This window comes from Sinorhizobium sp. KGO-5 (genome assembly GCF_036245905.1).
Lineage (GTDB): Bacteria > Pseudomonadota > Alphaproteobacteria > Rhizobiales > Rhizobiaceae > Sinorhizobium > Sinorhizobium meliloti_A.
The window spans coordinates 258,042-269,693 of record NZ_BDIZ01000006.1 but is presented as its reverse complement, the minus strand read 5'-3'; the positions used below and the strand labels follow the sequence as shown (position 1 = coordinate 269,693).

Annotated in this window: 9 protein-coding genes; 4 read left to right on the top strand and 5 right to left on the bottom strand. The window is 61.4% G+C overall.

Annotated elements, in window-relative coordinates:
- Window positions 1-2: 2 nt before the first annotated feature.
- The 5 genes from pseB to BHD07_RS23685 all read right to left on the bottom strand — a co-directional run bounded on the left by pseB (window position 3) and on the right by BHD07_RS23685 (window position 5,688).
- Window positions 3-1,001 carry a UDP-N-acetylglucosamine 4,6-dehydratase (inverting) gene (pseB, locus tag BHD07_RS23705; RefSeq protein WP_338283352.1) on the bottom strand — a complete coding sequence of 333 codons (999 nt, stop codon included), beginning with the start codon at window positions 999-1,001 and terminating at the stop codon, window positions 3-5.
- Between the two features lie 873 nt (window positions 1,002-1,874).
- Window positions 1,875-2,675: a 3-methyl-2-oxobutanoate hydroxymethyltransferase gene (locus tag BHD07_RS23700; protein WP_338283351.1), complete on the bottom strand. Its 801-nt coding sequence runs from the start codon at window positions 2,673-2,675 to the stop codon at window positions 1,875-1,877.
- Between the two features lie 39 nt (window positions 2,676-2,714).
- A complete protein-coding gene (locus tag BHD07_RS23695) occupies window positions 2,715-3,941 on the bottom strand; it encodes an NAD(P)/FAD-dependent oxidoreductase (RefSeq protein WP_338283350.1) in 1,227 nt (408 codons plus the stop codon).
- Between the two features lie 293 nt (window positions 3,942-4,234).
- Window positions 4,235-4,552, bottom strand: coding sequence for a MocE family 2Fe-2S type ferredoxin (locus tag BHD07_RS23690; RefSeq protein WP_010975439.1), 318 nt, complete (start codon window positions 4,550-4,552; stop codon window positions 4,235-4,237).
- 44 nt (window positions 4,553-4,596) lie between these two features.
- Complete coding sequence (locus tag BHD07_RS23685) at window positions 4,597-5,688, bottom strand: fatty acid desaturase family protein (RefSeq protein ID WP_338283348.1); 1,092 nt, start codon at window positions 5,686-5,688, stop codon at window positions 4,597-4,599.
- 204 nt (window positions 5,689-5,892) lie between these two features.
- Here BHD07_RS23685 and BHD07_RS23680 point away from each other — a divergent pair, with 204 nt between their 5' ends.
- From BHD07_RS23680 to BHD07_RS23665, 4 genes are all read left to right on the top strand, one after another.
- Entirely contained in the window at window positions 5,893-6,924 is a 1,032-nt protein-coding gene (locus tag BHD07_RS23680) for a LacI family DNA-binding transcriptional regulator (RefSeq protein WP_338283347.1), read from the top strand.
- Window positions 6,925-7,008: 84 nt separating this feature from the next.
- Entirely contained in the window at window positions 7,009-10,032 is a 3,024-nt protein-coding gene (locus BHD07_RS23675) for an AsmA family protein (protein WP_338283346.1), read from the top strand.
- Window positions 10,033-10,778: 746 nt separating this feature from the next.
- Window positions 10,779-11,015, top strand: a complete 237-nt coding sequence (locus BHD07_RS23670; protein WP_338283345.1) for a hypothetical protein — start codon at window positions 10,779-10,781, stop codon at window positions 11,013-11,015.
- Between the two features lie 132 nt (window positions 11,016-11,147).
- Window positions 11,148-11,402, top strand: coding sequence for a hypothetical protein (locus BHD07_RS23665; protein ID WP_338283344.1), 255 nt, complete (start codon window positions 11,148-11,150; stop codon window positions 11,400-11,402).
- Window positions 11,403-11,652: the final 250 nt, after the last annotated feature.

Sequence of the window (11,652 nt, the reverse complement as noted above, 5' to 3'; positions counted from 1 at the left end):
GATTAGACACTCCCGATCTTTTCGGCATTGGCCACGATCCAAGCTCGTAGTGCCTCCGGCGTCATCCAAACATTGTTGTTGTCGCTTGTGTAGCTGAAGCCGGCGGGTACCTTCTTGCCGTCTTTAATGCGTGCTTCGGACGACGTCCAGTTGTGAATGGCCGGAAGAATCTTGAAATGCTCCTCATACTCATAGGTATGGAAAGAGTCCTCCTCGCCAATCATCTGCTCGTGAAGCTTCTCACCTGGCCTGATGCCGACGATTTCAAGCTTGGCTTCCGGCGCGATCGTCCGAGCGAGATCGGTAACCTTCATTGAAGGGATCTTTTTAACGTAAATTTCTCCTCCCTCCATGTCATCAAAGGCATGCCAGACTAGCTCGACGCCCTGTTCGAGCGAAATCATGAAGCGCGTCATACGTTCATCAGTAATCGGCAACAGGCCCTTGTCTTTGATGGACAGAAAGAATGGGATCACTGACCCACGTGACCCCATGACATTGCCGTAGCGGACAACTGCGAATCGTGTGTCGTGGCCGCCCGCATAGGAGTTTCCGGCAACAAACAGCTTGTCTGACGCGAGCTTCGTCGCGCCATAGAGGTTAATTGGACTGCTCGCCTTGTCAGTGGACAGGGCAACAACTCGCTTTACCTTCTTGTCGATGCAGGCGTCGATCAAGTTCATCGCGCCGTTTACGTTCGTCTTCACACATTCGAACGGATTGTACTCCGCGGTCGGCACAATCTTGGTCGCGGCCGCATGAACGACGTAATCTACCCCGTCGAGAGCACGGTACAGGCGCTCACGATCCCTAACATCGCCAATGAAGAAACGAACTCGCGAGTCGTCCGCGTATTTCTTTGCCATTTCCCACTGCTTCATCTCGTCTCGCGAGTATATGATGATCTTCGCAGGGCCATACTTTTCAAGTGTCATGGGAACAAAAGCATTTCCAAACGAACCAGTACCCCCCGTCACAAGTATTGTGGCGCCAGAAATCATTATCGTCTCCTTAATATTTTTTGCGTAGAGGAATTTGTTAGTGAGCTCGCCTACTATCACAAATCACGTCCTGCAACCCTCTGACAATTCGATTACAAAAGGCAGGGGCAAATTGATTTTCGGTTCGGGTACTAGTGCGACATCCTGAAAGACTCTCTCTCTGATTGGCCCATGGCCGCCCCGCATCGATCCCCAACTTGGTCATTGCATACCGTAGCTTTGTCACGTGGGGGACGTGACTAGATGCTTTCCGGCAAAGTTTGGCATGCCTCTGGGGCTGCGGTAAGTTGCGCACTCTTATCACCACTTCTGACTGTAAAGGTCTCGGCTGTCCCCAGTCTCCGTCTGTCAGGCTACGAGCTCTGTACCGCCCTATATGCCTGCAAAAGTCAAGACAAAGTGAGCAACAATTACCACAATACCCGCTGCTCAAAACCTATCCCCCGAGTCCCCATTTCAGCATGGACGACCGGATCACAGATTGTCCGGAGATAGCCCCCTTGCTTCGAGCCGAAGCGCGCAGATATCGCGTACGATGAGCGCCGCCGTCACTCGGAGAGGCTGTTGGATTGGCTTCACGTCCGACCCAATGTGAACTGCCGTTGATGGAGTGCCCGCTGCCCTCTTCCTCCTGCCGGCACTTCCCCCTGTCCGATGGCAAGAAGTACTCTCGGCATGCTTCCAGTCCCTTCTCCGCGGCCTGCGGGTAAAGGTTAGGCGTAAGGGGCGGCGCCTGCATCTCGCCGCCATATTCCACAAACCGCACTTGCTGGCAAATCTTTGGCGCTCTCCCTCACTAGACAAAAAAAGGCCGCCCCGAACCTTTCGGTCGAGGCGGCCAGGCGGCCCCACTGGGAGGTGAGCTCGTCCTGCTCAGCGCTCGCCTTCGAGTTCGCTCAGGAAAGCGCCAAGCTCCTTCTCCTCAATACCGACAAGATGGTTTTTTTCCGGATAGGCGCTGGAGCGGACGTCAAAAGCGAATTCGGAGAAGGCGGCGATGCGCTCCTGCTGCAGGCGTTCGTATTCGGCGGCGAAGTTGCGGTAGGTCTTGGCGTGGCGCGGATAGTGGCCGCGATGAGCGCCGAGCACGTCCTCGGCAAAGAGATATTGCGCGTCGCAGCCCGTCCCCGCCCCCATCGACAGCATCAGCATGGAGGTGCGTGCGCTGATCGCGGCGGCGACTTCACCGGGCACCACCTCGATCTCGGCGGCAAAGGCGCCCGCCTCTTCCAGCGCCTTCGTCTGGCGCCAGATCTCGAGCGCGCTTCCCGCCGTCTTGCCGACAGCGCGAAAGCCGCCGGTCCAGGTGGCCTTGGAAGGGATCAGCCCGACATGGCCGCAGACGGGAATGCCCTCCTCGCGCATGCGCCTGACCGTCGAAAGGCTCGCGGCGCAGTAGACCGCATCGCCGCCCGCCTTCAGCGCCTGAAAGGCGGCGCGGAGATAGTCCTCGGCGGTCACATGGTCCCCATATTCGAGGCCGGGAAAGGCGAAGACGGAAGGGGCCGCCTCGCGAAATTCGGGGCCGAGCAGCGCCGGCGGGACGGAGACGAGGTCGATCCTGGCCTTCTCCGCGGCTTCCGCCTCCTCCAGGGTCACGACCCGGAGCATGGTGAGCTGACGCTTTCCTTTCATCGACAGGAGATCGGCAACGGTCGGGCGGCGGTGTCTCATCGGGTTCTCCTGAATTCGGCGGCAGGGGCGCGGCGGCTCTCAGGCCGCCAGCAGCTTCTTGAGCCTGGTTTCGGGTGAGGCAAGCGCCAGCGGATCCGGCTTTGCCCCGGCGGCGATCAGCATTTCGGCAAGGCGAATATCGCGGGCGACGGCATTGCCGGGGCCGATGCCGCTTGCGGCGATCAGCCGTCCCTCACCATTCAGATGAAAGAGGATGAAGGCCCCCTCCTCCATGTCGCGCCGGACGGTCGTTTCCGCACCGTCGGCAAGCCCCGCGATCTGCAGGGTGAACTCGTACTGATCCGACCAGAACCAGGGAATGCTGGCCATGGTCTCTGTCGCGCCGATCAGGTTGGCGGCAGCGAGCGCGCCCTGGTCCTGGGCATTGCGCCAGGCCTCCAGCCGCACCCGCCGGCCGCCATAATGCGGCAGAGGGAAGGAGCAGCAGTCGCCGGCCGCGTAGATGTCGGGGTCAGAGGTGCAGAGACTCTCGTCGACGGCGACGCCGTCTTCGATCGCGAGCCCGGCGGCCTCCGCAAGTTCGGTGTTGGGCAGCGCGCCGATGCCGACGACAACAAGCTCGGCCTTAAGGCCGATCCCGTCGGCAAGCAGCAGGCGTGCGCCGTCAGCGGCTTCCTCGATTGCCGCAATCTGCGCGCCGCAGATGATCTCCACGCCTTCTTGCCTGTGCCGCTCGGCGACGACGGCGGCGATCTCCTCCGGCACGCCGCGGGAGAGAACGCGCGGCAGGCCTTCGACAAGCACAACCTCGGCGCCGAGCCTTCGCGCGGTCGCGGCAAGCTCCAGGCCGATGAAGCCGCCGCCGATGATGGCGAGCCTTGCACCGGGCGTCAGGACGGCGCGGATCGCAAGCGCATCGGCATGCGTCCTCAGCATGCGGATGCGCCCGGCATTTTCCGGCACGCCCGGGAAGCGTCGCGGCCGGGCGCCGGTGGCCAGAAGCAGGCGGTCGTAGGTGAGGGATCGTCCGTCCGAGAGCGTGACGGCTTTCCGCACGCGGTCGATGCTCTGCGCCGATACGCCGGTCAGGACCGCAATCCGCGCTTCCTCGTAGCGCGCAGCACCCGCGATGAATTTCGGCAGGGCAGCTTCCGCGAGACCGTCCTTGGAAAGCGGCGGCCGCTCGTAAGGAAGATGCGGTTCGGCGCCGATCAGCGTGATCTCGCCGTCGAAGCCCTTTTCCCTGAGGGCAAAGGCTGCCCGCGCACCACATTCGCCGGCGCCGATGATAACGATACGCGTCATGCCCTCTCCTCCTTCCATTTGCGACCGATTTCTTTGAGTACGGGACCCTCTCGGTCTTTGCCGGTGCCATGCTCGGGCTTCACCCAAGTCGTCATCGTCAGGCTTGATCCGAGGATTCATTCACGAGCCGCCGAAACTCAAAACCAGCCGAGGTCACGCGCAGTCCCTCTGCACGCCCCACCCCAGCCCCGCCTTCCGGCTGGAATGCCTTGCGTGTGGAGCCTCGGGACAAGCCCGACAATGGCGACCGGAGGAAGAACTGACTGCGGAGGCGCTCCAAAACGTGAGCAGACCTAGGAAAGCCCGATGAACACGCTCCCCGCCTCCACCTTGACGGGATAGGTCCTGAGGTTGACGCAGACTGGCGCGCCCCTGGCCTGGCCGGTCTTGTAGTTGAAGCGGCCGTTATGCTTCGGACATTCGATGATGTCGCCCATCACCAGGCCGTCGGCGAGATGGATCTGCTCGTGCGTGCAAAGCCCGTCGGTCGCAAAATACTCGTCATCCGGACTGCGATAGACGGCAAAGGTGCGTCCCTCGTGATCGAAACGGACGACGTCTTCCTCGTCGATCTCTTCGGCCGCACAGACCTCGACCCAGTTCGAACTCATCTCTTTCCTCCATTCGATGGTTTGCTGCGATCGCCCGTGCCGCCTCACTCCGCGGCAGGAACGAGCCGGTCGCTGTGGAATTCTTCGCGATAGGGCTTTGCCGTCGGCGGCAGTTCGCGCTTCAGGAAGTAATCCTCGTTGCGCAGCTGCCGCAGGAATGCGGGGATCATTTCACGGTAGCCGTGCAGGATCGAGGGATTGGCCGCCGGCAGGTCGTGCCTGATCATGGCGTGCAGCTTCGGCAGTGCGTGATAGGGCACCATCGGGAACATGTGATGCTCCACATGATAGTTCATGTTCCAGTAGACGAAGCGGCTGACCGGATTCATGTAGACCGTGCGGCTGTTCAGCCGGTGGTCGGTCACGTTGTCGGCAAGGCCGCCATGCTGCAGAAGCCCGGTCAGCACGTGATGCCAGGCGCCGTAAAGCCGCGGCAGGCCGACGAGCATCAAGGGCAGGATCGAGCCGAGATAGAGCGAAAGGCCGATGGTCGCCAGATAGATGGCAAGCCAGATCCGGGCGACGCGGATCGCCTTCGGCTGCTCCGTTTCCGGAATGAAGGTCTTCTCGGCGGCGCTGATCACGCCGAAGGCGTTTCTGACCATGTCGATCATGGCATGCCAGACGTCGATGATGCCGAAGAAATTGAGGACCAGGCGGACGAGATCCGGCGGCCGCATGACGGCGATCTCCGGGTCGCGGCCGACGATGACGGTATCGGTATGATGACGGGTATGGCTCCAGCGCCAGGTGACCGGATTGCGCATGATCATGAAACAGGCGATCTGGTAGACGGCGTCGTTCATCCACATCGTCTTGAAGGCCGTGCCGTGGCCGCATTCATGCCAGCGGCTGTCGGAAGCGGAGCCGTAAAGGACGCCATAGGCGAGGAAAAACGGCAGCGCCCACCAGCTGCCCCAGAAATAGACGCCGAGGCCGCCGAGAAGAACCATGCTGCCGAGCCAGATCGCGGTGTCGCGGATGGCGGGACCGTCCTCCCGCTTCATCAGCTCCTTCATCTGCTTGCGCGGAATGTCGGTGTGATACCATTCGGCCGCGGCAAGGCCGCTTGCAACCGCCGCCTCGGCATCGCGGCCGAGCAGGCTGTAATCGCGCTTCGTCGCAACTGTCGTCATTCCCGCCTCCCCTGCAGCGCCGCGCACAGGAAGCGCAATGCGGCTGCAGCCTTTTGAACCGGCACCACTCCCGATCGGCGCCTCCATTCGATGAACCGAGGATAGGTTGACTTCTGACGGTTCTCAATGCAGTCATGATATATTCTCTCAAATCCTATCAGCACGGCAGCCTCAAGGATGAGGGAATAGTTTCAGGGAGGAGACATGACGAAGAGGCCGACGATCGCGGATCTCGCCCGCGCCTCCGGCGTGAGCGTCGCAACGGTCGACCGGGTGCTGAACGGCCGCCATCCGGTGCGCGAGGAAACGGCGCGCCGCGTCTATGATGCGGCAAAAGCGATCGGCTATCACGCCGTCGGCCTGCTGCGCCAAAGAGTCTTCGAGGATCTGCCGCAATACCGGCTCGGCTTTCTCCTGCAAAAGCCGGAGCAGTCGTTCTACAAGGCCCTGGCAAAAGAGATCGAAAACGCGGCGCTCTCGGTGACCCATGTCCGCGCCAACGCGCAGGTGGGTTTCGTCGCAAGCTCCACGCCCGGCGCGATCGTCGAAAAGCTGAAGACGATCGCCGCGCGCAATCAGGCGATCGCGCTGGTGTCGCCCGACTACCCGGCCGTGACTGCGGCAATCGAGGAACTCAAGGAGCGCGGCATCCCCGTCTTCGCCCTGCTGTCGGATTTCGCCGCCGGCGTGCGCGAAGGCTATATCGGTTTGAACAATCAGAAAGTCGGCCGGACGGCTGCCTGGATAATCGCCAAGGCGGCCAAGCGGCCGGGAAAGGTTGCGGCCTTCGTCGGCAGCCACCGTTTCCATGGGCACGAACTCCGCGAGATCGGCTTTCGCTCCTATTTTCGCGAGAACGCACCCGATTTCCAGGTCCTCGACACGATGGTGAACCTCGACACGCCTGAGATCACCCACGAGGCGACGCTCGATCTCCTGCAGCGCCATCCGGATCTCCTGGGCTTTTACGTCTGCGGCGGCGGCATGGAGGGGGCGATCTCGGCGATCCGCGAGGAGAAGCTCGGGGGCAAGCTGCTCGCCGTCGTCAACGAGTTAACGCCGGAATCGCGCGCGGCCCTTGCCGACGAAACGGTGCTGATGGCGGTCTCGACGCCCGTTCCTGCTTTGGCCCGGGAAACGATAGACCTGATGGTCGGCGCGATCGACCGGGGTGCTTCGAGCGTCCCCGGCCAGACTTTCCTGCCTTTCGACATCTATACGCCGGAAAATATCTGACGCCGGCGTCGCGAAGACATTTGCGAAATCGCGCTTTCTGGAAAACGATAGCGAATCAACAGCTTTCGCAACCAGGAGAAAGTGATGCGGCGCTTCATTCTTTGTCTTCTGGGCGTTGCCGCGCTCGCCGTCACTGCAATCGCCATTCTGCCGAGCCTGATTTCCAGCGACTGGATGCGGGCCGAGCTCGGTCGGCAATTGTCGGCTGCGACCGGCAGTTCGATCGCGTTCAACGGTCCTGTGAAACTTTCGGCATTTCCCTATCTTGCGGTCGTCGCGGAGGACGTGACCCTCTCGGCCGAAGCGGAAGGGATCACCGCCGAATTTGCGGAGGTCGCCGGTTCGGTGGCGCTTTCCTCGCTCTGGTCGAACCGGCTGCACATCAAGCAGATCGCGCTCGACCGTCCCGTCGTCGTCCTCGACGAGAAGGCGCCGGGCGAGGCGACGCCGGCTGCCGGCGGCGACGATGAGACCGGTTCCGGCGACCCGCTTCCCGCCCTCGTCGCCTTTCTTGAACGAAGCGCAATCGAGTCGGTCTCCATCACCTCCGGCACGTTCGTACGGCGAAGCGCAGCCAACCCCGAGGAGGTCGTTTCCGATGTCGAGCTCACGCTCACGGCCCCCGACATCGATGACGAGTTCTCTCTTTCCGCATCCGCCCGCATGGGAGAGCAGAGTTACGAGACGAGCTTCACCATCTCGACCCTGCGGTCGCTGCTCGAGCGCCAGCCCGCCGATGTCACCCTTACCATGGAAGCGGACCCGGCTCCCGCGCCAGGCCTGACCAACTTTGAGGCAAGAGGACAGGTCACCCTGAACGCCAATGGCAGCTATCAGATAAGAGGCGGCGAAGTGGAAGCCGGCGAACAGGCCTTCGGCCTGAACGCGCTCTTCGTTCCCGGGGAGCGTGCGCGCTTTCTCGTCGATCTCGAAGCCGACCGGCTCGACCTGACGCCGTTCATGGACGCCACGCCGGGAACGTCGCAGTCGGAAGCGCCGGCCGCGGACACGGCCAAGCCGGCGAATTTGCAGTTCCTGGCCGGCTTCGATGCCGATATGAGCCTCAACGCCGCCGCTTTGACCCTCGGCGAAATTTCGGCGTCGGACATTTCCCTTTCGGCCGCACTCAAGGACGGGAAGCTGGTTGCCGAGCTCGGGCATTTGGGGATCGATGCCGGCAACCTTGCCGCCAATGTCGCGACCGACGTCAGGGCCGACGACCCGGTCTTCCAGGGCCGCCTCGCAAGCAAGGGTCTCGACATAGCCAGGCTCTCAGCCCTCGCCGGCCAAACCGTCCCGTTTTCCGGAGCCCTGACGATCGACGCCGGCTTTGCCTTTCGCGGCCTTGATGCGCAAGACATCAGAAAGACGGCCGATCTCACGGGAACGATCGGACTGCGGGATGCGGCCTATACCCTGCCGGGCATTGCCGATGAGACGATGCGCGAGGTGAAAGCGAAGAAGATCACGGCCCGGATCGAAAGCCTCGCGAAGCCGCTGCGCGTGGCCGGCCGCCTGGAATGGCGCAACAAACCGGTCGATGTCGACATGCAACTTCCCGCCGCCGATACACTTCTCGCCGGCAATCTTGCCGCCGAGGGGATCCCGCTTAAGCTTCAGGTGAAAATGCCCGACGCAAGCCTGTCGCTCGACGGCAAAGCTGCTCTGCCGGGGACCTATGCGGGAAAACTCGATTTTTCCACAGCCGACCTTTCTGCCTTCCTCGCCGGCCTCGGGCAGAGCGGTGCGGAGAGCATCGGTCCGCTCGCGTTCAACGGGCATGTCGATGCGGGCACGACGAGGGTTTCCTTTCAAAAGGCGACCATATCCGTGAACGGCGTCGAAGGCGCGGGCAGCGGCTCCGTCGAATTTGCGGCCCCGCTGAAGATCACGACGGCGCTGAACTTCGACGAGCTGGACCTTGCGCGCCTGGCCGGGGCGCAATCCCCCGCTCCGCAGGCAAAAGCGGCGAAAGGGGCCGAACCTGCCGACGTTCCGCTGGATCTCTCTTCGCTCCGGTCGGTCGATGCAACCGTCCAGCTCAATGCCAAAAAGCTCGGCTACGGCAAGGTCTTTGCCGGACCGGTTGCCACCAGTCTCGTCGTCTCCGACGGCGTCGCGAGCCTGACGCTGCCCGAAAGCCCGTTCTATGGCGGCCATATTGTCGCGAGCCTCAAGGCCGACGGCTCCCGGGCCGAACCCTCGATCGCCCTGCAGGCCTCCATTTCCGGAGCCTCGGCCGCACCGCTTTTGACGGACATGGCGGGCTTCAGATATCTCGAAGGCGCATTGAAAGCCCGGTTCGACGTAACGGGTGCGGGCGGCACGACCAGGACGCTCGCGAAGTCGCTGCAGGGCACAGCGGATGTGGCCTTTTCCGATGGCGCCATTCGCGGCATCGACATCGCCGACGTCTACAACAATCTTGTGAGCCTGATGTCGTCAGGCTTCAAGCAGGACGGCAGCAAAGCGACGACATTCACCGAGCTTGCGGCATCCTTTGCCATCGAAGGCGGCGTTGCCCGCACCGAAGACATCAAGCTTGTCGGCCCGCTGGTCCGCATGACAGGAAACGGTGCGGCCGATCTTGCCGAACGCACTCTGAACTTCCGGCTCGAGCCCCGGCTCGTCGCTTCTCTCCAGGGTCAGGGCGCCGAGATCTCCACCGACGGCATCGGCGTCCCCGTGGTGGTCGAAGGCAGCTTCGCCGCACCGCGCATCTATCCGGACCTTTCGGACCTGCTGAAGAACCCCGATGCCGCATTGGCAAAGCTTAAAGGTTTCGGACTGCCGATCGACAAGCTGCCGATCGGCGACCTCATTAAAGGAGGCGGCTCGGGAGGCTCGGTGAAGGACCTGCTCGGCGGCGCCGTTGGAAAGGTGCTCAAAGACAAGGCGTTCAAACAGGAAGAACAGCAGCTCTCGATCGAGGAGATAATTGGCGGCGACGGCGCGCCCAAACCGGACGAGGCGGCTGTGGAAATACCCTCGAACGAGGAACCGGCCACGGCCGACGCACCCGCCGAACAACCGGCAAACGGAACTGCACTGCCCGGCAATGAGGCAGACAGTCCGATGGAGAGCCTGTTCAAAAAGCTCCTGCGTTAGCCGGCCTATCCTGCTATCGTCTTGGCGCGACCTGATCCTGCGTGGCCACTTACTTTGTTTGCCTTATCGCCGGCGACGTAGTCGGCGAACATGATTTTGACCGGGATGTCCTGCCGCATGGCGAAAGTGAAGTCGCGCAGCAAAGCGCCGTTCAGTGCAGGCCACGCCCATATTGGCGCGCTATCAGCTCTGTGCCGCTCGTCGCCAGAGGAGGTGAGCGCCAGGCGGCACGGCTTCCGAGTTGCTTCACAACGTCAAGCCCGAACCTAGGTGGCGCTATTAGAGTTGGGGCAGTCCCGGCTCCTCGCGAGGTGGAACGTTCGCGGTTCTGCAATCGCCACACTAGAGGAAGGCCGCCATCGAGCGGCCTTCAATGTCTTCATACGGGTATGCGAGCGCAGCGTGATGCCCGCGCTGGAGTGCTGACGGCGAGGCATCACTTTGTCCAATTGGCACTTTCAGCAAGCCGGATTGCCAGCCCCATCCGTGAGCAATCGCGTAGTGACTGTATGTGCGAGCGCCGCCTCTCAGCGGTCTCGGGCCTACCCCGCGAGGGCGGAAGCAGACAGTTCAGGAAACCACCCATGCAAACCTTGAACGTCTTCGGCGTGATCAAAATGGTATCCATCCGAGCAGTTCTGCAAGGAACTCTTAAAAACAAGCACTTACAAGAAGGTGTGACCTAAGGTTGCGTTGTATTCATTAACGAATTAAAAACCGCTGGTCTTGCTAAGCCGGAAACGATCATGAAAACGCTCAAGAATTATCGCTGGAGGAAGACAACGGACGTCAAACGGGAATTCGCCGTCTATGAATTGCTTGCAGATGAGGTAGCAATTCTGGATGCAGGTTTCTCGGACAAAGGCGTTTTTGAGGTCGCGTTCAACGACGCGATAACGGGCAGCCTAATTGAGTGGGAGCAGCTTCGGAAGCTGATCGATGAGGGGCAAACAATCGCAGAGTGCGATAGTCGTCCCGCGTAAAAAGCTCGGGGCTTTTGTGGAGCCTCCTCAAAGGTTCTAAGACGCGACAATAGCTGACGCGCACTACCTCCCTCGACAACGTCGCAGCGCTTTGCTCCATTCCCTCTTAAGCGTGGAGGAAACTCAAATCTCATGATCAACGAACTCAGCCAGTTGCTCGATCTTGACCGAGAAAACGAATTGTCATCGCTGGAGCCGGCATCCGACAGCGATGTCATGACTATTGCCGAACTCTATCCTAATGTTTCCAAACAGTACCTGGAGTTCATTCGCAAAGTGAGCACGGGATCTACGGCACGCGGATTTGAAATCTACAAACCGGAGCCTGCGCGTCTAGTTGAACAGCATCCATCAGGGCTTCAGCTTCGGAGGGACGACACTCGATGAAGAGGTACATGCTCATCTCCTGAAATGATGAAGCCCCGCTCCCTGTTACGGCGGCGGGGCTGGGGAATGTCAGGACGTGCCGGGCTTGACACCGGCTGCCAGCGGCCGAACGCATCTGCATCGACGCTTCGCGTTCAATCAAGCTGGCGGTGATCGCCTGCGTGTCCTTCCACGCCGCCGTCCGGCTCGGGAATTGGGCTGGCGAGTTGCGGTCTACCAGCTTAATGGACAGCGAGCCCGGCTCAATTGG